The 24,163-nt window shown below is 54.1% G+C and carries 22 protein-coding genes and 1 pseudogene; 12 read left to right on the forward strand and 11 right to left on the reverse strand.

The genetic code is table 11. The features are described 5' to 3' along the window. Positions 1-28: 28 nt before the first annotated feature. The 3 genes from I6L53_RS10860 to I6L53_RS10870 form a co-directional block, all read right to left on the reverse strand. Positions 29-1,417, reverse strand: a complete 1,389-nt coding sequence (locus I6L53_RS10860) for a NarK family nitrate/nitrite MFS transporter (RefSeq protein WP_042318991.1) — start codon at positions 1,415-1,417, stop codon at positions 29-31. A 208-nt stretch (positions 1,418-1,625) separates the two neighbouring features. Beyond that, positions 1,626-2,204: a TetR family transcriptional regulator gene (locus tag I6L53_RS10865; RefSeq protein WP_042318992.1), complete on the reverse strand. Its 579-nt coding sequence runs from the start codon at positions 2,202-2,204 to the stop codon at positions 1,626-1,628. A 66-nt stretch (positions 2,205-2,270) separates the two neighbouring features. Next, the gene (locus I6L53_RS10870; RefSeq protein WP_042318993.1) at positions 2,271-3,068 is read right to left on the reverse strand and encodes an IclR family transcriptional regulator domain-containing protein; all 798 of its coding nucleotides are present in this window, start codon (positions 3,066-3,068) and stop codon (positions 2,271-2,273) included. Between the two features lie 260 nt (positions 3,069-3,328). Between I6L53_RS10870 and I6L53_RS10875 the strand changes: the two genes are divergently transcribed. The 8 genes from I6L53_RS10875 to I6L53_RS10910 all read left to right on the forward strand — a co-directional run bounded on the left by I6L53_RS10875 (position 3,329) and on the right by I6L53_RS10910 (position 11,179). Next, entirely contained in the window at positions 3,329-4,453 is a 1,125-nt protein-coding gene (locus I6L53_RS10875; RefSeq protein WP_042318994.1) for a muconate cycloisomerase family protein, read from the forward strand. A 16-nt stretch (positions 4,454-4,469) separates the two neighbouring features. After that, positions 4,470-4,760, forward strand: coding sequence for a muconolactone Delta-isomerase (catC, locus tag I6L53_RS10880; RefSeq protein WP_042318995.1), 291 nt, complete (start codon positions 4,470-4,472; stop codon positions 4,758-4,760). A 65-nt stretch (positions 4,761-4,825) separates the two neighbouring features. Further along, positions 4,826-5,752, forward strand: coding sequence for a catechol 1,2-dioxygenase (catA, locus tag I6L53_RS10885; protein ID WP_042318996.1), 927 nt, complete (start codon positions 4,826-4,828; stop codon positions 5,750-5,752). Between the two features lie 64 nt (positions 5,753-5,816). After that, a complete protein-coding gene (locus I6L53_RS10890; RefSeq protein ID WP_042318997.1) occupies positions 5,817-7,205 on the forward strand; it encodes a Rieske 2Fe-2S domain-containing protein in 1,389 nt (462 codons plus the stop codon). Next, the gene (gene benB, locus I6L53_RS10895; RefSeq protein WP_042318998.1) at positions 7,199-7,684 is read left to right on the forward strand and encodes a benzoate 1,2-dioxygenase small subunit; all 486 of its coding nucleotides are present in this window, start codon (positions 7,199-7,201) and stop codon (positions 7,682-7,684) included. The genes I6L53_RS10890 and benB overlap by 7 nt, the downstream gene beginning before the upstream one ends. 9 nt (positions 7,685-7,693) lie before the next feature. Beyond that, positions 7,694-8,710: a benzoate 1,2-dioxygenase electron transfer component BenC gene (gene benC / locus I6L53_RS10900; protein ID WP_042318999.1), complete on the forward strand. Its 1,017-nt coding sequence runs from the start codon at positions 7,694-7,696 to the stop codon at positions 8,708-8,710. A gap of 9 nt (positions 8,711-8,719) precedes the next feature. Further along, positions 8,720-9,493: a benzoate diol dehydrogenase BenD gene (gene benD, locus I6L53_RS10905; RefSeq protein ID WP_042319000.1), complete on the forward strand. Its 774-nt coding sequence runs from the start codon at positions 8,720-8,722 to the stop codon at positions 9,491-9,493. Positions 9,494-9,691: 198 nt separating this feature from the next. Then, positions 9,692-11,179 (forward strand): MFS transporter, encoded by a 1,488-nt coding sequence (locus I6L53_RS10910; protein ID WP_042319001.1) that lies wholly within the window; start codon positions 9,692-9,694, stop codon positions 11,177-11,179. A 1-nt stretch (position 11,180) separates the two neighbouring features. Here the strand turns inward: I6L53_RS10910 and I6L53_RS10915 are convergent, their stop codons facing one another. From I6L53_RS10915 to yddG, 3 genes are all read right to left on the reverse strand, one after another. Continuing rightward, entirely contained in the window at positions 11,181-11,621 is a 441-nt protein-coding gene (locus I6L53_RS10915; protein ID WP_042319002.1) for a GFA family protein, read from the reverse strand. Positions 11,622-11,707: 86 nt separating this feature from the next. Next, a complete protein-coding gene (gene ompC / locus I6L53_RS10920; protein ID WP_042319003.1) occupies positions 11,708-12,784 on the reverse strand; it encodes a porin OmpC in 1,077 nt (358 codons plus the stop codon). A gap of 548 nt (positions 12,785-13,332) precedes the next feature. Next, positions 13,333-14,214 (reverse strand): aromatic amino acid efflux DMT transporter YddG, encoded by an 882-nt coding sequence (gene yddG, locus I6L53_RS10925; RefSeq protein WP_042319005.1) that lies wholly within the window; start codon positions 14,212-14,214, stop codon positions 13,333-13,335. Positions 14,215-14,449: 235 nt separating this feature from the next. Here yddG and fdnG point away from each other — a divergent pair, with 235 nt between their 5' ends. The 4 genes and pseudogenes from fdnG to I6L53_RS10945 form a co-directional block, all read left to right on the forward strand. Next, on the forward strand, positions 14,450-17,497 hold the full coding sequence (fdnG, locus tag I6L53_RS10930; protein WP_094465436.1) for a formate dehydrogenase-N subunit alpha: 3,048 nt from the start codon (positions 14,450-14,452) through the stop codon (positions 17,495-17,497). 12 nt (positions 17,498-17,509) lie between these two features. Continuing rightward, positions 17,510-18,394 carry a formate dehydrogenase subunit beta gene (fdxH, locus tag I6L53_RS10935; protein WP_042319010.1) on the forward strand — a complete coding sequence of 295 codons (885 nt, stop codon included), beginning with the start codon at positions 17,510-17,512 and terminating at the stop codon, positions 18,392-18,394. Next, positions 18,387-19,043, forward strand: coding sequence for a formate dehydrogenase-N subunit gamma (gene fdnI, locus I6L53_RS10940; RefSeq protein WP_042319012.1), 657 nt, complete (start codon positions 18,387-18,389; stop codon positions 19,041-19,043). Before fdxH ends, fdnI begins: the two co-directional genes overlap by 8 nt. A gap of 117 nt (positions 19,044-19,160) precedes the next feature. Further along, a pseudogene (locus I6L53_RS10945) lies at positions 19,161-19,247 on the forward strand (inorganic diphosphatase); the annotation flags it as partial. Positions 19,248-19,313: 66 nt separating this feature from the next. On the opposite strand, the gene I6L53_RS10950 reads toward I6L53_RS10945, so the two are convergent. From I6L53_RS10950 to sra, 5 genes are all read right to left on the reverse strand, one after another. Beyond that, positions 19,314-19,598, reverse strand: coding sequence for a HigA family addiction module antitoxin (locus I6L53_RS10950; RefSeq protein ID WP_042319013.1), 285 nt, complete (start codon positions 19,596-19,598; stop codon positions 19,314-19,316). Further along, the gene (locus I6L53_RS10955) at positions 19,598-19,876 is read right to left on the reverse strand and encodes a type II toxin-antitoxin system RelE/ParE family toxin (RefSeq protein WP_042319014.1); all 279 of its coding nucleotides are present in this window, start codon (positions 19,874-19,876) and stop codon (positions 19,598-19,600) included. The genes I6L53_RS10950 and I6L53_RS10955 overlap by 1 nt, the downstream gene beginning before the upstream one ends. A gap of 179 nt (positions 19,877-20,055) precedes the next feature. After that, positions 20,056-21,771 carry an ABC-F family ATP-binding cassette domain-containing protein gene (locus tag I6L53_RS10960; RefSeq protein WP_042319015.1) on the reverse strand — a complete coding sequence of 572 codons (1,716 nt, stop codon included), beginning with the start codon at positions 21,769-21,771 and terminating at the stop codon, positions 20,056-20,058. Positions 21,772-22,079: 308 nt separating this feature from the next. After that, complete coding sequence (gene maeA, locus I6L53_RS10965) at positions 22,080-23,777, reverse strand: malate dehydrogenase (RefSeq protein WP_042319016.1); 1,698 nt, start codon at positions 23,775-23,777, stop codon at positions 22,080-22,082. A gap of 171 nt (positions 23,778-23,948) precedes the next feature. After that, positions 23,949-24,092, reverse strand: coding sequence for a stationary-phase-induced ribosome-associated protein (gene sra / locus I6L53_RS10970; protein WP_042319017.1), 144 nt, complete (start codon positions 24,090-24,092; stop codon positions 23,949-23,951). Positions 24,093-24,163: the final 71 nt, after the last annotated feature.

The following is a 24,163-nucleotide window of genomic DNA, read 5'->3' on the forward strand; positions in this document are numbered from 1 at the left end:
CGTCTTATCAGGCCTACGTCAGTTGGTGTTATTTTTGTTGTGGTTTACGGCGGCCATAAACCAGCCAGGTCACCAGCACGCAGACGATGTAAAACACCAGAAAGATTTTCATGGCGCCGACGGGAGAACCGGTCATCGCCAGAGAACTGCCGAATGCTTTAGGAATGAAAAAGCCGCCGACGGCGCCAATGGCGGAAATAAAACCCAGCGCCGCGGCGGTGTCGGTTACCGCTTCACGCTGAGCCTGCTCGTCGCTGCCGCCGCGCAGTTTCACTTTGTAGATAGTGAGCTGGCGAAAGATGACGGCAATCATCTGGAAGGTCGAGCCGCTACCCAGACCTGCGGTTAAGAACAGCCCCATAAAGACCAGATAGAAGGCGATAAAACTGCCGGAACCTGAGCCGGGCAGCGTCAGGAAGAGCTGGGCCGAGAACAGCGCCATAAAGATGAAGTTAATCAGCGTCACGCGCACGCCGCCAAACTTATCGGAGATGACTCCGCCCGCAGAACGCGCCAGCGCGCCGATAAACGGGCCAAAAAAAGCCAGATTGAGGATATTCACGTCCGGGAACTGCGTCTTCGCCAGCATGGCAAAACCGGCGGAAAAGCCGATGAATGATCCGAACGTTGCCAGATAGAGCAGGCTCAACAGCCAGAGGTGAAAGCGCTTGAGCACCGGCAACTGAGAGGCGATAGAGGCTTTGGAACTGGCGATGTCATTAGTGCCAAGCCAGGCGGCTATCGTCGCAATCGTCAGCAGCGGCACCCAGATCCAGGCGGCATTTGCCAGTGAAAGCAGCGACCCGTCGGGTTGGGGGACGCCCTGGACGCCGAGGAAGGCGAATATCGGCAGGAAAATCACCAGCGGCGCTACCAGTTGCATCACGCTAACACCGAGATTACCCAGCCCTCCGTTCACCCCCAGCGCGCTACCTTGCTTCGCTTTCGGGAAAAAGAAACTGATATTGCCCATGCTGGAAGCAAAGTTTGCGCCGGCAAAACCGCACAGCAGCGCGATAATAATAAATACCTCGAAAGGAGTGGTTGTATTTTGCACCGCAAAGCCGAGCCAGACGCAAGGAATAATCAGTATCGCGGTGCTAAAAACCGTCCATCGGCGCCCGCCAAATATTGGCACCATAAAGGAGTAGGGAACGCGTAATATTGCACCAGAAAGTGAAGGTAATGCGGTTAATAAAAAGAGTTGGTCGGTGGTGAAATTAAAACCAATTTTATTGAGATTGACGGCGACGGCGCTGAACAACATCCAGACGCAGAAAGCAAGTAACAGACAAGCAACTGAGATACAAAGGTTTCTTCGCGCTATCTGTTTGCCTTTATTCTCCCAGAATGCTGGATTTTCCGGCTTCCAGTCACTCAAAAGATAACGATTATTTTTCTCATTTTGTTGCGCCATATTACCCCTCACATGCACATGCGTTCATGAAAAAAAAGAAATAGTCTGCGCAAGAGCGCTGTACGTCCTTTTAAGAATTTATTGATGCTTTTATGAATATTGTGGAAAGAATAGATAAAAATGCGCAGCCACGCGGAGTGAAGGGGAAATAACAGGGTGCTTAAGTGTTACTAAATGTAAACAAAAAACATAAGTAATTAACATTCATTCAGGAAAAGAGCTCCAGCGCAATCATGCGATCCAGATGGCGATCAAACGCCGGATCGGCCATCTCCTGGATACCGAGAACGTACATGCCATCAAGACCGCACACCAGTGCAATCAGGCGCCAGGCGATATCTGCGGGGGTGGAGGCGGTAGTGAATTCTCCGGCGGCGAGCCCGCTTTCGATAATCGCGACCGTTTCTTCATGCCACATGCGCATGGTGAGCAGATAGGCGCTTTTGATTTCCGGGTCTCTGTCCGCAAGGATCTGCGCTTCGCGCCAGAGTTTTATATAGGGTTCGAATCCGCGGTCGTCACTGCCCAGGGTGGCGTGCAGACGCGCGCGCCAGGTGGCATTTTCCGCAACCCGTTCCGCATCCAGCAGAGTACGAATAAGACGAACAAAGGCCTGCGATTTGAGTTCTCCGGCGGAGGTAAAATGGTGGTGGACTTGACCCGTCGCGACCTTCGCTTCTGTGGCGATCCGCCGGACCGTCATGGCGGAAAAGCCGTCTTCGAGCGCCACGCGCATGGCTGCCTGCAATATCACTTCGCGACGTTCGTCTTTATTCAGATAGCTCATACCACCTCCATTCTTGCGGAAGCGGCAGTGTAGCAATAAGTTGGACGGATGTTCAATTGTGACACGCTAGAGCTGAAGCGAGAGTTCCATCGCGGAACGGCGCAAAGGAGCCAGTGCTTTCTCTTTTAACGCGGCGGGAGGCATTGATGACGCCGGCACCCCGACGTTGAGGGCTGCAACGACGGTACCATTGCGGGAGAGCAGCGGAACGGCAAGGGAGCAGAGCCCGACTTCAATCTGCCTGTCGGCCAGCGCATAACCCTGAATACGCACGCGGGCGATCTCTTCCCGTAGCGCCGCCAGATCGCAGATTGTGTGCGGGGTATAGCGGAGCAACTGCACTCGTGACAACGTCACTTCTAATTGTTCCTCGGGAAGTGCGCTAAGCAGTACACGTCCCATCGAGGTGGCCCACGCGGGCAGTCGGCTGCCGCGCCCGATGTCGACGCTCAGCAGGTTGTTCACCGCCGCGCGGGCGATGTACAGCACATTGTCGCCATCAAGCGTGGCGGCAGAACAGGATTCACCGAGTGATTTTCCCAGGTTATCCAGCGCCGCCTGCGCTACTTTTGCCAGCGGCGTACCCGCGAGATACGCGTGTCCTACGGCCAGCACGCGTGGCAGCAGTTCATAGCTGCGCCCGTCAGGACTGTGCACCATTCCCAGCGCCGCCAGGGTATAGAGACAGCGACGCACCGCCGCGCGGGAAATCTGCGTTTTCTGACTAAGTTGTGAAATTGTCAGGCGCTGACGCTGAGGAGTAAACGCATTCAGGACTTCCAGACCTCGCGCCAGAGATAACATAAAGTTAGGGTCAGACTTCGCCTGGGGAGTACCTATAACTAACTGATTTTTATCGCTCATTGAGTCCTTCTCCTGTGCAATTCAAATCCTTAACCGCATCAACTATACCGCTCAGGTGAACGCGGGTCGGGGAATATCCGTATTTTTCCACCGGGATCACATTATTAACCTCAATGTAACAATTACGCCGATAATCGCACAACATTTCGATTATCGCCGTTGACCATCACCGTTGCGCGCACCTATTGTCAAAAGCACCGTCACCGTGGGTTATCACCGGTGGCACGAAAAGTGATGATATTCATGCTCAGGAAGAAACAATGACTGCGACCGTTGAACGTATTGAAAGCTGGCTGGTTGATGTCCCGACGATTCGGCCTCACAAACTCTCCATGACCACGATGGGGTGCCAGACGCTGGTGATTGTCCGGATTACGCGTTCAGACGGGATCAGCGGCATTGGCGAAGCCACTACCATTGGCGGACTCAGCTATGGGGTGGAAAGCCCGGAGGCGATTCAGTCCGCGATTACGCACTATTTCGCACCGCTACTGAAAGGCCAGTCAGCCGAGAATCTGAATGCGCTGATCTTGCGTATTAACAGTGCCATCAAAGGCAATACGTTTGCTAAATCAGCCATTGAAACCGCGCTGCTGGATGCTCAGGGGAAAGCGCTGGGGCTGCCGGTTTCCGCGCTGTTAGGTGGGGCGTTGAATACCGTAATGCCGGTCCTGTGGACGCTCGCCAGCGGGAGTACGGACAACGATATCGCCGAGGGGCAGCGACTGCTGGATGCCGGGAGGCATCAGGCGTTTAAGCTGAAAATCGGTGCCCGGGAACTGGAGACAGACCTGCGCCATACGCGCGCTATTGTTGAGGCGTTGGGGGATCGCGCCAGTATCCGCGTTGACGTCAACCAGGCGTGGGATGCCACGTCGGCAGCCAAAGGATGTCGGGAACTGGCGGCCATGGGCGTCGATCTGATTGAACAACCGGTGAGCGCCGAGGACAGCGATGCGTTGGTTCGCCTGAGTCAGCGTATCGATACGGCTGTCCTTGCGGATGAGTCCGTTGCCAGCCATTTCGACGGTTACCGTCTGGCACAGCAGGGGTTCAGCGGCGCGTATGCTCTGAAAATTGCCAAAGCTGGCGGACCGAATAGCGTGCTGAAACTGGCGCACGTTGCGCAGGCGGCGGGCATCGGTCTGTACGGCGGCACGATGCTTGAAGGCACCGTGGGCACCGTGGCGTCACTGCATGCCTGGTCAACCCTGCCGTTGCAGTGGGGCACAGAGATGTTCGGCCCGCTGCTGCTCAAAGATGACATCGTTAGCAATCCGCTCTCCTTCGCCGACGGTGGCGTGGTGCTACCGCAAACGCCGGGACTGGGAGTCGAACTGGATGAGGAAAAACTGCAGTTTTATGCCCGCAAGCATCGGGAATAACAGGAGAACCTAATTAATGTTATTTAAAGTAGAGATGACCGTGAATATTCCTTACGGAATGCCGGCTAATGAAATCGAAGAGATTAAATCACGGGAAAAAGCTTATTCCCAACAGTTACAACGAGACGGTAAATGGCGACATATCTGGCGCATTGCCGGTCTGTACGCCAATGTCAGCATATTTGATGTCGACGATGCCGAAGAATTACACCAGATATTAATGGCGCTGCCTTTATATCCATTCATGGATATTCGTATAGAAGCGCTGTGCCGCCATCCATCTTCTATTCACAGTAACGACCGATAATAGCCGTACCGCATGCCGGAATCATCCGGTATAAACCCTACAGACAATAATAAGTGAGAAGCATTATGAGCCACTCTTTTATCCAACAAGATGACGTACAGAAATTATTACGTGAAGGCGCCGGATTAAATGGTGCGGAAGGTAATGAGCGCTTTAAATCAATTATTCATCGCCTGCTCGGTGATATTTGTACGCTCATCGACGACTATAATGTCACACAAGAAGAATTCTGGCATGCGGTGAATTATCTGCATGAGCTGGGCGGACGTCAGGAAGCGGCGCTGCTCGCTGCAGGCCTTGGCCTTGAGCACTTTCTCGATCTGCGCCAGGAGGCCATCGAATCCCGTCAGTCATCAGAAACGGGCACTCCGCGCACTATCGAAGGTCCGCTGTATGTTGCCAACGCACCGCTGGCTGAGGGTTATGCCCGGATGGATGACGGCAAAGATGCGGGTGAAGTGATGTGGCTGCACGGCCAGGTCAGAGACGTCCACGGACAGCCGGTGGCCGGGGCTATAGTCGATATCTGGCATGCCAACACGCTGGGCAACTACTCTTTCTTCGATAAGAGCCAGAGCGACTACAACCTGCGTCGTCGCATTTGTACCGACGCTGAAGGGCGCTACAGCGTGCGTAGTATTCTGCCTTCGGGTTACGGTTGCCCGCCAGACGGCCCGACGCAGAAATTACTCAATCAACTGGGCCGCCACGGCAACCGTCCAGCGCACATTCACTTCTTTGTCTCTGCGCCGGGCTTTAAGCACCTGACCAGCCAGATCAACCTGAACGGCGACCAGTATCTGTGGGATGATTTCGCCTTCGCCACCCGTGATGGCCTGATTGCCGACCCGGTGAAGGTCAGCGATCCTGCGTTGATTCAGCAACGTGACCTTGCCGGTGAACATACCGAAGTCTGTTTCGACTTTACGCTGTGCGCGGCGCAGCGTGCTGAGGAAGAGCAGCGTATTACCCGACTGCGCGCTCAGGAATAATTCACGACGCCTGTCTGACTCGTACCGTTTTATTAATCCTGAATGATGCAGGAGGGATATACTCATGCAAAAAACGCTCTCGGCATTAAAAGATAAAATCACGCAGGCCCTGATTGTGGATCGTGATAACCATATTTATCGTTGCCATCGTTCGATATTTACCGATGAGCAGCTATTTAATCTGGAACTAAAACATATATTCGAAGGGAACTGGGTATTTCTGGCACATGAAAGTCAGATCCCGGAACCCGGCGATTATTTTACCCTGACGGTGGGGCGACAACCGGTCATTATCACACGCGATAAAAAGAACGAACTCCACGCGTTAATTAATAGCTGTGCGCATCGTGGCGCCATGTTATGCCGACGCAAAACGGGGAATAAGAGCTCTTTTACCTGTCCGTTTCACGGCTGGACCTTCAGTAATAACGGCAAATTACTGAAGGCGAAAGATGAAAATACCGGCGGTTACCCGGAAACATTTAAGCATGAAGGTTCACACGATCTTAAATCGCTGCCGCGTTTTGCCTCATATCGCGGATTTCTGTTCGGCAGCCTGAGTGAGGATGTGCTGCCGCTGGAAGCGTACCTCGGCGAGACCTGCAAAATTATCGACCTGATGGTCGACCAGGCTCCTGAAGGGCTGGAGGTTCTGAAAGGTTCGTCCAGCTATGTCTACGAAGGCAACTGGAAACTGGGAGCGGAAAACGGGGCCGATGGTTATCACGTCAGCGTGGTGCACTGGAACTACGCCTCCACCATGTCGCGCCGAAATTACGAGGCGGAAGGGACGCGTGCGGTGGATGCCAACGGCTGGTCTAAGAGCCTCGGCGGCGGCTACGGGTTTGAACACGGCCATATGCTGCTGTGGACGCGGGCGATGAATCCTGAAGTCCGCCCGGTGTACGATCATCGCGAACGCCTGCAGGCGGAGTTTGGTGAAAATCGCGCTGACCAGATGGTGAATGAGACGCGGAATTTGTGCCTCTATCCCAATGTGTACCTGATGGATCAGTTCTCAACGCAGATCCGCGTCATTCGTCCTCTTGCCGTCGATAAGACGGAAGTGACGATCTGGTGTTTTGCGCCTAAAGGCGAATCAGACCAGGCCCGCGCGCTGCGCATCCGCCAGTATGAGGATTTCTTTAACGTCAGCGGAATGGGAACGCCCGACGATCTTGAAGAGTTCAGCGCCTGTCAGCGGGGTTATCTGGGCGAAAATCTGGCGTGGAGCGATCTCAGTCGCGGCGCACTGCACTGGGTGGACGGACCCGATGAGCATGCGCAACATGTCGGCTTTACCCCCTTGCTGAGCGGCGTCAAATCTGAAGATGAGGCGCTCTACATCGCCCATCACCACCACTGGCAGAACGTAATGCTCGCGGCGGTGGAAAAGGAACATCAGCAATATGAACAGTCAATTACGCAACGCGTGGAGGTGGGCGGATGTTAACGCTTGAACAGGTTCGCCAGTTTCTCTACTACGAAGCGCGGTTACTGGACGATCGTCAGTGGGACGCGTGGCTCAATTGCTACAGTCCAAAGGTCGTTTTCTGGATGCCTGCCTGGGGCGATGATGATAGAACCACCGGCGATCCTCAGCGAGAGATTTCACTTATCTATTATCCCAACCGGGACGGACTGGAAGACCGGGTGTATCGCATCAAAACCGAACGTTCCGGCGCCAGCACTCCGGAGCCACGTACCACGCATATGATCAGTAATATCGAGCGGTTAGGCGAGAAAGAGGGCGGCATCGAGGTGCGCTACAACTGGGTCACCTACAGCCATCGTTATCAGCACACCGACGCCTATTTCGGCACAACGCACTGCACGCTGGTCGAACAGGACGGTCAGCCGCTCATCACGCGTAAAACGGTACGGCTCAATAACGACTATATCCGTCAGGTGATTGACGTTTACCATATTTAAGAGGTGCTTATGAGTTTTACGATTGCCCTCAACTTTGAGGACGGCATCACCCGTTTTATTCAGTGCAACGCCGGTGAAAAGGTGCTGGATGCCGCATACCGGCAGAAAGTGAACCTGCCGATGGACTGCTCCGACGGCGTCTGCGGCACCTGTAAATGCCACTGTGCCAGTGGCGATTACGCGCTGGGAGAGGACTTTCTGGAAGAGGCGTTAAGCGATGACGAAGCGACCGCACGGCAGGTGTTGACCTGCCAGATGATCCCCTCCAGCGACTGTGTGATTGACGTGCCGGTCGCCGCCGCACAGTGCAAAACCAGCATCACGACCACAGACGCAGACGTGCTGGCGATCAATGCGCTCTCTGAGACGGCAATTGAACTGGTCGTGCGTCCGCAGATCGCGCTCCATTTTCTGTCCGGGCAGTATATCAACATTCAGGTCCCGGGCACGGCGCAGCAGCGCGCCTATTCGTTTAGTTCGCTGCCTGGCAGCGAAGAAGGGCGATTTCTGATCCGCAATGTACCAGGCGGGTTGATGAGCCAGTGGCTGACCCAGCGTGGACAACCTGGCGATACCCTCACGCTCAGCGGTCCGATGGGCAGTTTCTATCTGCGTCACGGCGAACGCCCGGTGCTGATGCTCGCCGGCGGCACCGGACTGGCGCCGATGCTGTCGATGCTGGAAACGCTCAGCGTACAGCGGAGCCCGCGGCAGGTCACGCTGCTGTATGGTGTGACCTGTGACGCTGACCTGGTCAAAACCGACGCACTGGACGCTTTCCAGAACACACTCGCAGGCTTTCGCTGGTTACCTGTTGTCGCCGACGCGCAAAGCCGTTGCCCGCAGCGCGGTTTTGTCACCGATCATCTCAGTGAGGCGATGCTAAATCAGGGCGATGTGGATATTTATCTCTGCGGTCCGCCGCCGATGGTCAACGCCATTACCACGGCGTTACGCGAGCGAGGCATTACGCCAGCCGGTTTCTGGTATGAAAAATTTATTGCCAGCCAGAGTGCGGCGGCATAAGGAGCCTCTATGCGATTTAACGATAAAGTCGTGGCAATTACCGGCGCAGCGCAGGGGATTGGCCGCCAGACGGCTATTCAGGCGGCACAAGAGGGGGCGCGGTTGTTACTTATCGATCGTTCCCGTCACGTCCATGAACTGGCGGCCACGCTGGCGTCCGGCGGGTGTCAGGTGCTGGCGCTGGAGGCGGATCTGGAACAATGGGAAAGCACCGAACAGGTTTTTGCCGCCGGCGTCGCGCATTTTGGTCAACTGGACGTGCTGGTGAATAACGTCGGAGGGACCATCTGGGCCCGCCCGTTTGCTGAATATCAGCCGGATCAGATTGAGAAAGAGATCCGCCGTTCGCTGTTCCCGACGCTGTGGGGGTGTCGTGCCGCGCTGCCGTGGATGCTGAAACAAGGGCACGGCAGTATTGTGAATATCTCTTCCGTCGCCACGGGCGGGGTGAATCGCGTGCCGTACTCGGCGGCGAAGGGCGGCGTCAACGCGCTAACACGATCGATTGCGATGGAGTACAGCGGGAGCGGCATTCGTATTAACGCCGTAGCACCCGGAGGGACCGATGCCCCGGCGCGTCTCGTACCGCGTAATGAGGAAACGCCATCTGCCCAGGAGCAGGCGTGGTATCAGCAGGTGATTGATCAAACCCTCGACAGCAGTCTGATGCACCGCTACGGAACGCTGACGGAGCAGGCGAATGCGATTCTGTTTCTCGCCAGCGATGACGCCAGCTATATCACCGGCGTCACCTTACCGGTTGCCGGAGGCGATCTCGGTTGATGTTGTACTATCAGTAGGCCGACCATCGCGTTCGGCTTACTGTTTTTCCTCTCTTCACCCGCGTCAAAGTCATTCACTTACGCAAAATTCTTCTTTATTGATAATCACGGCGCTGAACAAAAAGTTGGACATACGTTCAATTTTCCGTAGGATCGACAAAGCTGGACATGTGTCCAGTTTGTTTTCGTAGGGAGTTTTATGTTTCGTCAGTGGTTAACGTTAGTGATTATTGTACTGGTCTACATTCCTGTTGCGATTGATGCAACGGTGTTGCACGTTGCCGCGCCCACGCTAAGCATGACGCTGGGTGCCAGTGGCAACGAACTGTTGTGGATCATTGATATTTACTCGCTGGTGATGGCAGGGATGGTACTGCCGATGGGCGCGCTCGGCGATCGCATTGGTTTTAAACGCCTGCTGATCCTCGGAGGGGCACTGTTCGGTCTTGCGTCACTGGCCGCCGCCTTTGCGCACACGGCCAGCTGGCTTATTGCCACCCGTGCCATTCTGGCGATTGGCGCGGCGATGATCGTGCCAGCGACGCTGGCCGGGATCCGTGCCACCTTTTCACAAGCTCGCCACCGCAACATGGCGCTTGGCGTCTGGGCAGCAGTGGGATCGGGTGGTGCGGCATTCGGCCCGCTGGTTGGCGGTATGCTGCTTGAGCACTTCTACTGGGGCTCCGTGTTCTTAATCAATGTGCCGATTGTACTTGTCGTCGTGGCACTCACCGCGCGCTATGTTCCGCGTCAGGCAGGGCGTCGCGATCAGTCGCTGAATCTGGGACACGCCATCATGCTGATTGTCGCCATTCTGCTGCTGGTCTATAGCGCGAAGACGGCGCTGAAAGGGCATATTGCTACCGGCGTTATCGCGCTGGCACTGGTGAGCGGCGCACTGCTGCTGGCGCAGTTTGTGCGCATTCAACTGGCGGCGAGCCGTCCCATGATTGATATGCGTCTGTTCACCCACCGCATCATTTTGAGCGGCGTGGTGATGGCAATGACGGCGATGATTACGCTGGTCGGTTTTGAGCTGTTAATGGCGCAGGAACTGCAGTTTGTTCATGGCTTAACGCCGTATCAGGCGGGATTATTTATGCTGCCGGTGATGCTGGCCAGTGGATTCAGCGGCCCGATTGCCGGAATGCTGGTGTCGCGGCTGGGGCTGCGGAAAGTGGCAACCGGCGGGATGGCGCTGAGCGCCCTGAGTTTCTACGGACTGGCGGCAACGGACTTCAGCACTCAGCAAATCCAGGCCTGGGTGTTAATGGCGCTGCTGGGATTCAGCGCTGCCAGTGCGCTGTTGGCCTCAACCGCGGCGATCATGGCGGCGGCACCCGCCGAGAAAGCGGCAGCGGCCGGGGCGATCGAAACGATGGCCTATGAACTGGGAGCGGGGCTGGGGATTGCCATCTTTGGTCTGTTGCTCAGCCGCAGTTTTTCTGCGTCGATTACGCTGCCTGATGGACTGAACGCCGGAGAGGTAGAGCGCGCCTCGTCTTCAATGGGTGAAGCGGTACAACTGGCGCAGACGCTTCCTTCGGCACTGTCAGATATGGTTCTGCTGGCGGCAAAACAGGCGTTTACCTGGTCGCATAGTGTGGCATTGAGCAGTGCCGGAAGCATGCTGATTCTGCTGGCGGTGGGAATGTGGTTCAGCCTGGCGAAGGTCGCTCGCGAGTAACTCAGTGGGTGAACTGGCAGCGGTTATCCAGTTCTTCCACTTCCTTGCCGCTCAGACGGGCGTACTGCCCCGTGAGCCGCCAGAATGCGGGTTGCGTCTCGGTATAAATCTCAGCAGCGAGGATCAAACGACGGCGATCGACTTCGTTAAATTCGAGCAACGTCCAGGGAATGAAGTAGCGCTCGGTGTCGGTCAGCTTGATCCACAGCGGACACCCACAGCCGGAGCAAAAATAGCGTTCGCCGCGCGGAGATGATGCAAAGTGAGCTGGTTCGGGCGCATCGGGATCTATCATCGGTTGCCCACTGGCTTCCAGATACATGGCGATACCACCGGACCATTTCTGGCATATCGTACAGTGGCAGGCATACACATCAAGGGATTCGACGTCGACAGTGAAATGGCTCTGCCCGCAGAGACAACGTCCTGTGTAGGTTTGCACGGCATTCTCCTTATGACCGGTTTAACATCGGGGAAAAAAAACCAGCCCATCGTGGGCTGGCTTTTTGTACAGCGCAATTCTAAAAATTAGAACTGATAGGTCAGGCCAACGGCAACGATATCGTCAGTGCCTACACCAGCAGCACGAGTAAAGTTGCTTTCGTCGATCAGGTTGATTTTGTAATCAACATAGGTAGACATGTTTTTGTTGAAGTAGTAGGTAGCGCCAACATCAATGTATTCAACCACATCCTGATCGCCCCACGCACCCAGGTCTTTAGCTTTGGATTTCAGGTAAGCCAGGGACGGACGCAGACCGAAGTCGAACTGGTACTGAGCAACAACTTCAAAGTTCTGAGTTTTGTTCGCGATATGATCATCACCAAACGGCGTCATGTTGCGAGTTTCAGAGTAGGTGGTCGCCAGGTAGATGTTGTTCGCATCATATTTCAGGCCAGCTGCCCACACTTCAGCGTTGTCACCAGAAGCGTTCAGGCTGTTGTTACCGTAGGCAACCTGGTCGTCGGTACGGTCAGATTTCGCATAAGCGGCGCTTGCTGCAAAGCCTTCGTACTCATAGCTGGTAGACAGACCGAAGCCGTCGCCGTTCGCTTTAACTTCGTCGCCACGGTCGTTTTTACCCTGATACTGCAGGGCAAAGTTCCAGCCTTCAACCAGACCGAAGAAGTCGGTGTTACGGTAGGTCGCAACGCCAGTGGTACGCGCGGTCATGAAGTTGTCAGTCTGGGTCCAGGTGTCGCCACCGAACTCAGGCAGAACGTCGGTCCATGCGCCAACATCGTAAGCCACACCGTAGTTACGGCCATAATCGAAAGAACCAAATTCAGCAAATTTCAGACCCGCAAACGCCAGACGAGTTTTGTTGCCTTTAGCGCCATCTGATTCAGCATTGTTGCCTTTGAATTCATATTCCCACTGGCCGAAACCGGTCAGTTGGTCATTGATCTGCGTTTCGCCTTTGAAACCCAGACGTGCATAAGTTTTGTCGCCATCATCGCCGTCATTGTCGGAGAAGTAGTGCAGAGCGGTAACTTTACCGTACAGATCCAGTTTGTTGCCGTCTTTGTTGTACACTTCTGCCGCATTCACGACGCCTGCTGCCAACAGGCTAGTCACTGCCACTGCAACTAATTTAAGTTTCATTGTTAACAATCCTTATAATTTTCTTAGAGTGTTTCCTGAACCATTGCTGAACGAATCGCTTCATCAATGGCAAACTATTTTTAAAGTACGCAGCAGTACTAATTCAATAATAAGTTTCATGGAATTGCAGATTATTTCTATTTGTGTGATCCAGATCGCCTTAAGTCAAATCTGAGTCGCGGAAATTCCTGGAAATAACTATTCATGCAATATTTCCGCAGGGGACTATATACGGCTTATTGGTTATTAAATGAGTTAGTTGCTAATGTGTATTATATACGCGTTAATAATTATAAATCAGCGCAACCATTTGATTATTTAGCGTGTTGTTAGCATAAATTTAACATAAATATAAAAGCTTAATATTTCTGATGAAAGGATATAAATAAACCTTAACTGACTCCGAAATAAAGATATGGCAGAGCGAGCGGATAAAAGTGAGTAAGAATTTTCCAATAATATTGAAATATCCTAAAAAACGATAGCTGATGAATTGTCTCGCGAAGGATGAAGTCCGGGTCAGAAAAGGGGGCGACCCGGTGAGAGCGTTATGCGCGGCGTGTGGCCCACCAGCAGAGCAGCGAGCCGACGCAAACCATGATGGCGCCCTGCCAGAAAGAGAACGACAGCGGGGCGCTCAGCAGTATGGCTGCCAGCGCAGATGACAACACCGGCGTGAAATACGACCCGACCGCCATAATGGTGACGTTTCCGTGCAAAATGCCCACGTTCCAGGCGGCATAGGCAAAGCCCAGCGTCAGGGCGGCAGAGACGAGTTTAATGACCACCGGCGTACTGAACATCATTTCGGGTTGTGGCGTCAGAAAATAGTGAACCCACAAACTGAGTGCTGTCAGCAAAACAAAAACCGTAATGCCATTAAACCCTCGCGCGTATTTATTGGTCACAGTACAGTAAGTGGCCCAGATAAAAGCCCCAAGAAAGGCGAGAAAATAGCTCAACGGACTGCTGGTAATATTATTGATAATTTCCCCTGGATTCAGACCGTTTTCGCCACCCAGCACCCAACAGATTCCAGTTATCGCAAGCAATAAGCCGGGAACGATAATCCAGGTGGTTTTTTGACCATTAAACAGAATTGCGAATAAAATTGTCAGGCTTGGCCATAAATAGTTGACCATACCGACCTCAATCGCCTGATGGCGGGTAGCTGCATAGCCCAACGATAGCGCCAGACATATTTCATAACTGACAAACAGCACGCTACCGGCGACTAAATAACCAACAGGGAAACGACGGATATTGGGAAATCCCACCGTAAATATCAGCAGCAGTCCACTTAATGAATAGATCGCCGCTGCACCACCGACTGGCCCAAGTCCTTCACTGACGCCACGAATGAGACCAACCATTGTGCTCCACAGCACAATCGCAATAAGGCCAATCAGCGTTGCTTTTTGTTTCGTCATTCTGCTTGTCGTTTCCCATACCTTGTCTAAAACGAAGCTGAAATATATAGCACTTTTTTAGCGGAATTATCCAGGCGAATACCAGAATGAGTTACCCCCTTAGTGGTATATAAAACCGACAATTGGGACTATTTAGTAGCGGAACCGTTTCGTTATTGATTTGACTCAAAAAAAATATGGGTATTGCTGTTAGCTTCCTCGGCGACATGACAACTCTGGAAAAAGAGGGAACGCAATGAACGTCAGCCGCAGAAAGTTTTTTAAAATCTGCGCGGGCGGTATGGCTGGAACAACGGTTGCTGCCCTGGGATTTACCCCCAAAACGGCGCTGGCTCAATCGCGGAATTATAAGCTGTTGCGCGCGAAAGAGATCCGAAACACCTGCACATACTGTTCCGTAGGTTGCGGGCTATTAATGTATAGCCTGGGAGATGGAGCAAAAAACGCCAAAGAAGCGCTTTATCATATCGAAGGGGATCCGGATCATCCGGTGAGTCGTGGTGCATTGTGCCCGAAGGGTGCCGGTCTGCTGGATTACATTCATAGCGAAAACCGCCTGCGCTACCCGGAATATCGCGCACCAGGCTCAGACAAATGGCAGCGCATTAGCTGGGATGAGGCACTCACCCGCATTGCAAAACTGATGAAGGCTGACCGCGATGCCAACTTTATCGAGAAAAATGAACAGGGCGTAACGGTAAACCGCTGGCTTTCCACGGGGATGCTCTGCGCCTCTGCCGCCAGTAATGAAACCGGCATGCTGACGCAAAAATTTGTGCGCTCACTCGGCATGCTGGCAGTAGACAACCAGGCGCGCGTCTGACACGGACCAACGGTAGCAAGTCTTGCTCCAACATTTGGTCGCGGTGCGATGACCAACCACTGGGTTGATATCAAAAACGCGAACGTCGTGATGGTAATGGGCGGTAACGCCGCTGAAGCCCATCCAGTGGGATTCCGCTGGGCGATGGAAGCGAAGAACAACAACGATGCCACGCTGATTGTTGTTGATCCCCGTTTCACCCGTACCGCTTCGGTTGCCGATATTTATGCGCCGATTCGCTCCGGCACAGACATTACGTTCCTGTCCGGCGTGCTGCGGTATCTGATCGAAAATAACAAAATTAACGCCGAATACGTCAGGCATTACACCAACGCCAGCTTGCTGGTGCGGGATGATTTTACCTTTGATGACGGTTTGTTCAGCGGTTATGACGCGAAAAAACGGCAGTACGATAAGTCGTCCTGGAACTACCAGTTCGATGAAAACGGCTATGCCAGACGCGATGAAACCCTGTCGCATCCGCGTTGCGTATGGAATCTGCTGAAGCAGCACGTTTCCCGCTATACGCCGGAGGTGGTAGAGAATATCTGTGGGACCCCGAAAGCCGACTTCCTGAAAGTGTGTGACGTACTGGCCTCCACCAGTGCGGCGGATCGGACTACGACATTTCTGTATGCGCTTGGCTGGACGCAGCATACGGTCGGAGCACAGAACATCCGCACGATGGCGATGATCCAACTGCTGCTCGGCAACATGGGAATGGCAGGCGGCGGTGTTAACGCCCTGCGCGGTCACTCCAACATTCAGGGTTTAACCGACTTAGGTCTGCTCTCAACCAGTCTGCCTGGCTATCTGACGCTGCCGTCAGAAAAACAGAGCGACTGGCAGACCTGGCTGAACGCCAACACGCCGAAAGCCACGCTGGCGGATCAGGTGAACTACTGGAGCAACTATCCGAAGTTTGCCGTCAGCCTGATGAAAGCGTTCTACGGCGATGATGCGCGTAAAGAGAATGACTGGGGCTTTGACTGGTTGCCGAAATGGGATCAGGCGTACGACGTTATCAAATACTTCAACATGATGGATAGCGGGAAAGTCACCGGCTATATCTGTCAGGGCTTTAACCCGGTGGCGTCCTTTCCGGACAAAAACAAAGTGGTTCGCAGCCTGAGCAAGCTGAAGTACATGGTGGTGATCGATCCGCTGGTGACCGAAACCTCAACCTTCTGGCAGAACCACGGCGAGTCGAACGATGTCGACCCGGCATCAATTCAAACCGAAGTATTCCGTCTGCCATCCACCTGTTTTGCCGAAGAAGATGGCTCCATTGCCAATTCCGGGCGCTGGTTGCAGTGGCACTGGAAAGGTCAGGACGCACCGGGCGAAGCGCGTAACGACGGCGAAATTCTGGCCGGGTTGTTCCATCGTCTGCGCGAGATGTATCGCGCAGAGGGCGGTAAGGGCGTGGAACCACTGCTGAAAATGCGCTGGGACTACAAACAGCCTGATCACCCAGAGTCAGAAGAAGTGGCGAAAGAGAACAACGGCTATGCGCTGGCCGATCTCTATGACGCCAACGGTGTTCTGATCGCGAAGAAAGGGCAACTGCTCACCAGCTTCGCACAACTGCGGGATGATGGTACGACCTCATCTTCCTGCTGGATCTACACCGGTAGCTGGACGGAGAAGGGCAACCAGATGGCTAACCGCGATAACGCCGATCCGTCAGGGCTGGGCAATACGCTGGGCTGGGCATGGGCGTGGCCGCTGAACCGTCGCGTGCTGTACAACCGCGCCTCTGCGGACATCAACGGTAAGCCGTGGGATGCAAAACGCATGCTAATCCAGTGGGACGGGGTGAAATGGACGGGTAACGATATCCCGGACTTCAACACCGCGCCTCCGGGCAGTGCAACCGGGCCGTTTATCATGCAGCCGGAAGGGCTGGGGCGTCTGTTTGCCCTTGATAAGCTGGCGGAAGGTCCGTTCCCGGAACACTACGAGCCGATGGAAACGCCACTGGGCACAAACCCGCTGCATCCGAACGTGATTTCCAGTCCGGTTGTGCGCATCTATGAAGATGACGTGCTGCGCTTAGGGAAGAAGGATGCGTTCCCGTATGTCGGAACGACCTATCGTCTGACTGAGCACTTCCATACCTGGACCAAGCACGCGCTGTTGAATGCCATCGCGCAGCCGGAACAGTTTGTGGAGATCAGCGAAACGCTGGCCGCTGCGAAGGGGATTGGCAATGGCGACTACGTGAAGGTAAGCAGCAAGCGCGGATTCATTCGTGCGGTTGCGGTGGTCACGCGTCGTCTGCGCACGCTGCACGTCAACGGTCAGCAGGTTGAAACCGTCGGGATTCCGCTGCACTGGGGCTTTGAAGGGGTGGCGCGTAAAGGCTATATCGCCAACACCCTGACGCCAAACGTCGGTGACTCAAACTCGCAAACGCCGGAGTACAAAGCGTTTTTAGTTAACATCGAGAAGGCGTAAGGGGGCGAGCATATGTCTTTGGAAACGCAGGACATCATCAAAAAGTCCGCAACAAACGCGATCACGCCGCCGCCGCAGGCGCGTGATTACAAAGCCGAGGTCGCCAAGCTCATTGACGTTTCCTCCTGTGTGGGCTGTAAAGCCTGCCAGGTGGCCTGTTCTGAGTGGAACGACATCCGCGATGAAGTGGGGCATTGTGTCGGGGTGTATGACAATCCCGCCGATCTCAGCGCCAGGTCCTGGACGGTAATGCGTTTTAGCGAAACCGAGCAGAACGGCAAACTGGAATGGCTGATTCGTAAAGATGGCTGTATGCACTGTGAAGATCCGGGCTGCCTGAAGGCCTGCCCGTCTGCCGGGGCAATCATCCAGTACGCCAACGGGATTGTTGATTTCCAGTCCGAACACTGCATTGGCTGCGGCTACTGCATCGCCGGGTGTCCGTTTAATATTCCGCGCCTCAATAAAGAGGATAACCGCGTCTATAAATGCACACTCTGCGTCGATCGCGTCAGCGTGGGTCAGGAACCGGCCTGTGTCAAAACCTGTCCAACCGGGGCGATTCATTTCGGCACCAAACAAGAGATGCTGGAAATGGGCGAGCAGCGCGTCGCGAAGCTGAAAGCGCGCGGCTACGAACATGCTGGCGTCTATAACCCGCAGGGCGTCGGCGGTACGCACGTGATGTATGTCCTGCATCACGCGAATCAGCCGGAGCTCTACCACGGTTTACCGAACGAGCCGAAGGTCGACACCTCTATCAATCTGTGGAAAGGGGCGCTGAAACCGCTGGCGGCCGCCGGATTTATCGCCACCTTTGCCGGGCTGATCTATCACTACATCGGTATAGGCCCGAATAAAGAAGTGGACGATGACGAGGAGGACCATCATGAGTAAGTCGAAAATGATTGTGCGCACGAAGTTCATCGATCGCGCCTGTCACTGGACGGTGGTGATTTGCTTCTTCCTGGTGGCGCTGTCGGGGATTTCGTTTTTCTTCCCGACGCTGCAATGGCTGACGCAAACCTTCGGCACGCCACAGATGGGACGCATTTTGCACCCGTTCTTTGGCGTTGCGATCTTTGTCGCGCTGATGTTCATGTTCGTTCGTTTCGTCCACCACAACATCCCGGATAAGAAGGACCTTCCGTGGCTGAAAAACATTGTCGAAGTGCTGAAAGGCAACGAACACAAAGTGGCGGATGTCGGCAAATATAACGCCGGACAAAAGATGATGTTCTGGTCGATCATGAGCATGATTTTTGTGCTGCTGGTGACCGGCGTGATTATCTGGCGTCCGTACTTTGCGCAATACTTCCCGATGCAGGTGGTGCGCTACAGCCTGCTGATCCACGCGGCGGCTGGGATCATTCTGATTCACGCCATCCTTATCCATATGTATATGGCATTCTGGGTGAAAGGATCGATTAAAGGGATGATTGAAGGGAAGGTGAGTCGCCGCTGGGCGAAGAAACACCATCCGCGCTGGTATCGTGACATCGAGAAGGCAGAGGCGAAAAAAGAGAGTGAAGAAGGGTTAAACTAATTCTCTTTTTTGTGGATAAAGGGCGCTACACAGGTAGTGCCTTTTTTTTGCCATAAAAACGTCATAAGACTGTTACCGGCTAGACATAACGTGTTGTCTTCACAAATAACCGAAGATGTAGCGGTTCCCGTCAGCAAAATTGATCCTACGTATGACGACATCAGGGAGCTGTCCGACCTGCCCAAAATTGAGGTTCAGCGCCTACGAAAAAACCTCAGCAATAAGCGAATCCGCCGGACGACGCGTTCGTCAGTCCGGCATGCAATTCGTTTACTGAACGGCCAGTCGGCGCAGGCGGGAAACGTCAACGCTTTTTTGCGCTTCTGCCAGACTCCAGGTATTTTGCAGATTCAGCCACATTTCCGGAGAACTGCCGATCACCACCGAGAGTTTGATCGCCATCTCTGGGGTGAGGGCCGCTTTGCCCGTGAGTAACCGACTTGCCGTTGAGGGCGCAATCTCCATTGCCCTGGCAAATTCACGCAAACTAACGTTTAGTTCGTCCAGCGCTTCCTGAATGATGTCCCCGGGGCGGGGATGATTCGCCATTTTCATCAGTGATAATCCTCGTAATCCAGAATGTACGCATCGCCATTGACGAATTCAAACGTCAAACGCCAGTTGCCTGAAACCGAAATTGCCCAGACGCCATCGCGATCGCCGCTCAGGGGATGCAGTCGGTAACCGGGCATATTGATATCGTTCACGCAGCCAGCGGCATCAATCACAGCAAGGCGGTGTCGTAAACGTCTGACGTGCTTTGCCATCACACCTGACGTTTTGCCGTGAAGAAACAGGTCACGTAATCCTTTATGTCTGAAATTCATGATCATCCAGTTCACCTTGTTCCTTCAGGAGGAACGGTATCATTATGTTCCGTATGGCGCAACAACTTTCGCCGTAATGAACGCGATTGTCTGGCGAAATGAAGAAAGAGAAAAGGAGAGGGGATGAATACTGGAAAGCGTTACGCAAATTGCCCGGTAAACATCACGTTACCGGGCATTGAGGATTAAAGACGCGCGGTGATGTCGTCTATCTCTTTACGCCATTGAGCCTGCAACTGCGGCTTCTGATGTCTGGGTTTACGGGCCAGATCCTCAGCGAGACGCAGCTCAAGCGCAACCAGCTTTTCCAGCAGGTCTTCTTCGTCACTGTGCTCCGTGATAAGCGGAGCGCCATCTTTCATATCCGCCGGAGAGGGTTCCGCCGTGCTTTGGCGGATACGATCATAGACGGCTTCCAGATCGTGCCATTCGCTCAGTTCACCCTCGTCAACAAACCAGAACCGGTTGCAGCTCTGGCTGATGAGTTGACGATCGTGACTGACCAACAGCACGCCACCCTCAAAGGTTTGCAGCGTCTGCGCCAGTGCCTCTTTCCCCTCCATATCCAGATGGTTAGTCGGCTCATCCAGCATGAGCAGGCTATAGCGCGCCAGCGACAGTCCGACGAACAGCAGGCGCGAGCGCTCGCCGCCGCTTAATGTACTGACCGATTGCGCATGGCGTATCCACGGAAATCCCGCGCTAATCAGCGCCATTTTACGGATATCCGGCTGCGGGGCGAACGCCTCAAGGGCGTCAAACAACGACGCGTCATCCGGCAGTTGATGCAGCGTCTGGTCGTAATAGCCCAGCGAAACACGAGGGTGGATAAGCAGTGAATCTGACGCCTGTTCCGCCTGATGATGTTGCCAGATCATTTTTAACAGCGACGATTTACCGCAACCGTTACGCCCGACGATCGCCACCCGGTCCCCGCTCTTCAGGCGAATACCTGCAAGGGTAAACAACGTCGGTGCGCCCGGAGCAGGCGTAACCGACAGTTGAGACAATTCCAGCAGACGGTCCGCCCGCAGCGCGTCTCCGTTCAATGTTAGTGACCACTGACTTCCTGCCGTCAGATCCGTTTGTACCTCCTTCAGACGTAATACTTGCTTTTCCATTTGCTTCGCTTTACGCGACAGATCTTCGTTGTCGTACACCCGGCCCCAGGTGGCCAGCCGTTTAGCGCTGGCGGTGACGCGATCGATCTCTTTTTGCTCCGCTTTATGGCGTAGCGCGTCGCTGGCGTCGCGCTCAACCAGCGCCTGACGGGCAGCGCTGCAGGGCAACGCGAAGGCGTGTAGGGTACGATCGCGCAGGATCCACGTGCCGTTTGTGATCGCATCCAGCAGGTGCGGATCGTGGGACACCACCACAAAACTGCCAGACCAGTTCTGTAAAAACTGTTCCAGCCACAGTAATGTCGGCAAATCCAGATGGTTACCCGGCTCGTCGAGCAGCAGAAGGTCAGGATGGCGCATCAGCGCACGAGCCAGCAGCAGACGCGTATGCTGACCGCCGCTCAGGGTTTGCGCGGTTAATTGCCGATCCTGGACACTGAAGCCCATTTGCGCGAGTAACGCCTCGACCTGCCAGAGCTGGCTGGCACGTTCATGTTCAGGAAGTTGGGCCAGAACGGCTTCCTGTAACGTCAGCGGCAGGATCTCATCAGGCAAATGTTGTTCGACACGGGCAAGATGACAGTGATTTGCCAGCGCCAGAGTCCCGCCAGTGGGGGCAATCGAACCGTCGAGAACTTTCAGCAGCGTGCTTTTGCCGCAGCCGTTGTAGCCGATCAGCCCCAGGCGATCGCCTTTTTTCAGGGTAAACGTCAGATCGTCGAAAAGCGTGCCAAACGCCGTATCAACGTGCAGGGATTGTGCGGTTAGTAATGTGCTCATTGTTGCTTACTCAAGAGTTACAGGCGTAAAAACGCCTCGTCAAACATCGCTGACGATAACCCGGTAAGCCCGAGAGAAGGGGAATTCAGAAGTTAGCTTCGCTCAAGCAGAAGTTATCGCAGCACGATACCGATAACGCTTGAGCACTGACGATCGCCAAAAGCATGTGAAGCGATGAATCGTTCACAGTACAGCATAAGTTTCCTCCTTTTATTTATCCGAATGTTAATCGATGGCCAAAGTGTAAACGCAAGTGATGAGACTGCGCAAGTCTGAAGGCCCGGCGGCGTGCGCCACCGGGCAGTCCATCAGATAGACGTACGACGATAGTCGCGATATTCTGCCTGCCAGAAGTTTTCTTCAATAGCCTGCAACAGCGCTTCAGCAGAGGTTTTCACTGCCACACCCTGTTGCTGCGCCATTTTACCAACGGCAAACGCAATGGCGCGCGAGACGGTCTGAATGTCTTTCAGTTCCGGCAACACCAGCCCTTCACCGTTGAGCACCAGCGGTGAGTACTCGGCCAGCGTTTCACTGGCGGACATCAGCATCTCATCGGTAATGCGGGAGGCGCCAGAGGCAATCACGCCCAGCCCGATGCCAGGGAAAATATAGGCGTTGTTACACTGGGCAATGGGATAGATTTTGTCTTTCCAGACCACCGGCATAAACGGGCTGCCGGTGGCGACCAGCGCGTTACCTTCCGTCCAGGCGATGATGTCCTGCGGCGTCGCTTCCACACGCGAGGTGGGATTAGACAGCGGCATCACGATCGGGCGCGGGCAATGCTTGTGCATTTCGCGGATGATCTCTTCGGTGAACAGACCGGTTTGTCCGGAAACACCGATCAGAATATCGGGTTTAACGTTACGGACGACATCAAGCAGCGACAGTACTTCGCTGTCGCTGTCCCACGATTGCAGATTTTCACGTTTCTGCACCAGTTTGGTCTGGAAGGAGAGCAGATTCGGCATCTGGTCGGTCAGCAGACCAAAGCGATCGACCATGAAGACTCTCTGGCGCGCGGCTTCTTCACTTAATCCCTCACGCTGGATCTGGGCAATGATTTGCTCGGCGATACCGCAACCGGCGGAACCCGCGCCGAGGAAGACAATTTTCTGCTCACTGAGCTGGCTGCCTGCCGCGCGACTGGCGGCGATCAGCGTGCCGACGGTCACCGCAGCGGTGCCCTGAATGTCGTCGTTGAAAGAGCAAATTTCGTCGCGGTAGCGATTAAGTAACGGCATCGCGTTCTTCTGCGCAAAGTCTTCGAACTGCAGCAGAACGTCCGGCCAGCGCTGCTTAACCGCCTGAATAAATTCATCGACAAACTCATAGTATTCGTCGTCGGTGATGCGCGGATTGCGCCAGCCCATATACAACGGATCGTTGAGCAGCTGCGGGTTATTGGTTCCCACGTCCAGCACCACGGGCAGAGTATAGGCAGGGCTGATACCGCCACATGCCGTATACAGCGACAGTTTGCCGATGGGGATCCCCATCCCGCCAATCCCCTGGTCGCCAAGGCCGAGGATACGCTCGCCGTCGGTCACCACGATCACTTTGATATTGTGGTTGGGGACGTTTTGCAGGATGTCGTCCATGTTGTGACGGTTCTGGTAGGAGATGAACACGCCGCGGGCGCGACGATAAATCTCGGAGAAGCGTTCACAGGCTGCGCCCACCGTTGGGGTATAGATCACCGGCATCATCTCATCGAGATGGTTGTGAACCAGTCGGTAGAACAGGGTTTCGTTAGTATCCTGGATGTTGCGCAGGTAGATATGTTTGTCGATTTCCGTTTTGAATCCCTGATACTGGATCCAGGCGCGTTCCGCCTGTTCTTCAATCGACTCGACCACTTCCGGCAGTAACCCCAGCAGGTTGAAGTTACGGCGCTCTTCCATACTGAACGCGCTGCCTTTATTCAGTAAGGGAAATTCCAGCAGTACCGGGCCAGCGTAAGGAATATAAAGGGAACGCATTTTTTTGCTTTTGGTTTCCATGTCACTCACTCTTTTTTTGAATATCCGACCCTGGCACTTTTTATAATATGTTGCCATTCCGCCAGGGGATCGGGCAGAGAGTATAAAGCATTGAGAATGGGTTAAGGCTTTTGTAAGCAAAAACACCATCGCGCTGGCGATGGTGTTTATTGTCATATTCGGGCTGTACGATTACTTTTTGCTGTCTGCGTGGCGTTTTCTGCCGGTAGGGTTGTTCACCACGCTGGATTTATCACCTTCAGTCACCACTTTGCGCTGATTGGAGATCTTATGGTCCAGTCCAAGAATATGACGGGCCTGACGGTTCGATTTCATTCTAACTCCTTTATCCTGTTACTGGTTTCAAGGATGAGTCCTTATGACTTCGGACGAAATATAACCCTTAA

Source organism: Citrobacter farmeri (assembly GCF_019048065.1).
GTDB lineage: Bacteria > Pseudomonadota > Gammaproteobacteria > Enterobacterales > Enterobacteriaceae > Citrobacter_A > Citrobacter_A farmeri.

Excerpts from the sequence above, each read along its gene's own strand:
- I6L53_RS10860 (WP_042318991.1), bottom strand. The coding sequence starts at position 1,417 with ATGGCGCAACAAAATGAGAAAAATAATCGTTATCTTTTGAGTGACTGG.
- I6L53_RS10865 (WP_042318992.1), bottom strand. The coding sequence starts at position 2,204 with ATGAGCTATCTGAATAAAGACGAACGTCGCGAAGTGATATTGCAGGCA.
- I6L53_RS10870 (WP_042318993.1), bottom strand. The coding sequence starts at position 3,068 with ATGAGCGATAAAAATCAGTTAGTTATAGGTACTCCCCAGGCGAAGTCT.
- I6L53_RS10875 (WP_042318994.1), top strand. The coding sequence starts at position 3,329 with ATGACTGCGACCGTTGAACGTATTGAAAGCTGGCTGGTTGATGTCCCG.
- catC (WP_042318995.1), top strand. The coding sequence starts at position 4,470 with ATGTTATTTAAAGTAGAGATGACCGTGAATATTCCTTACGGAATGCCG.
- catA (WP_042318996.1), top strand. The coding sequence starts at position 4,826 with ATGAGCCACTCTTTTATCCAACAAGATGACGTACAGAAATTATTACGT.
- I6L53_RS10890 (WP_042318997.1), top strand. The coding sequence starts at position 5,817 with ATGCAAAAAACGCTCTCGGCATTAAAAGATAAAATCACGCAGGCCCTG.
- benB (WP_042318998.1), top strand. The coding sequence starts at position 7,199 with ATGTTAACGCTTGAACAGGTTCGCCAGTTTCTCTACTACGAAGCGCGG.
- benC (WP_042318999.1), top strand. The coding sequence starts at position 7,694 with ATGAGTTTTACGATTGCCCTCAACTTTGAGGACGGCATCACCCGTTTT.
- benD (WP_042319000.1), top strand. The coding sequence starts at position 8,720 with ATGCGATTTAACGATAAAGTCGTGGCAATTACCGGCGCAGCGCAGGGG.
- I6L53_RS10910 (WP_042319001.1), top strand. The coding sequence starts at position 9,692 with ATGTTTCGTCAGTGGTTAACGTTAGTGATTATTGTACTGGTCTACATT.
- ompC (WP_042319003.1), bottom strand. The coding sequence starts at position 12,784 with ATGAAACTTAAATTAGTTGCAGTGGCAGTGACTAGCCTGTTGGCAGCA.
- yddG (WP_042319005.1), bottom strand. The coding sequence starts at position 14,214 with ATGACGAAACAAAAAGCAACGCTGATTGGCCTTATTGCGATTGTGCTG.
- fdxH (WP_042319010.1), top strand. The coding sequence starts at position 17,510 with ATGTCTTTGGAAACGCAGGACATCATCAAAAAGTCCGCAACAAACGCG.
- fdnI (WP_042319012.1), top strand. The coding sequence starts at position 18,387 with ATGAGTAAGTCGAAAATGATTGTGCGCACGAAGTTCATCGATCGCGCC.
- I6L53_RS10950 (WP_042319013.1), bottom strand. The coding sequence starts at position 19,598 with ATGAAAATGGCGAATCATCCCCGCCCCGGGGACATCATTCAGGAAGCG.
- I6L53_RS10955 (WP_042319014.1), bottom strand. The coding sequence starts at position 19,876 with ATGATCATGAATTTCAGACATAAAGGATTACGTGACCTGTTTCTTCAC.
- I6L53_RS10960 (WP_042319015.1), bottom strand. The coding sequence starts at position 21,771 with ATGAGCACATTACTAACCGCACAATCCCTGCACGTTGATACGGCGTTT.
- maeA (WP_042319016.1), bottom strand. The coding sequence starts at position 23,777 with ATGGAAACCAAAAGCAAAAAAATGCGTTCCCTTTATATTCCTTACGCT.
- sra (WP_042319017.1), bottom strand. The coding sequence starts at position 24,092 with ATGAAATCGAACCGTCAGGCCCGTCATATTCTTGGACTGGACCATAAG.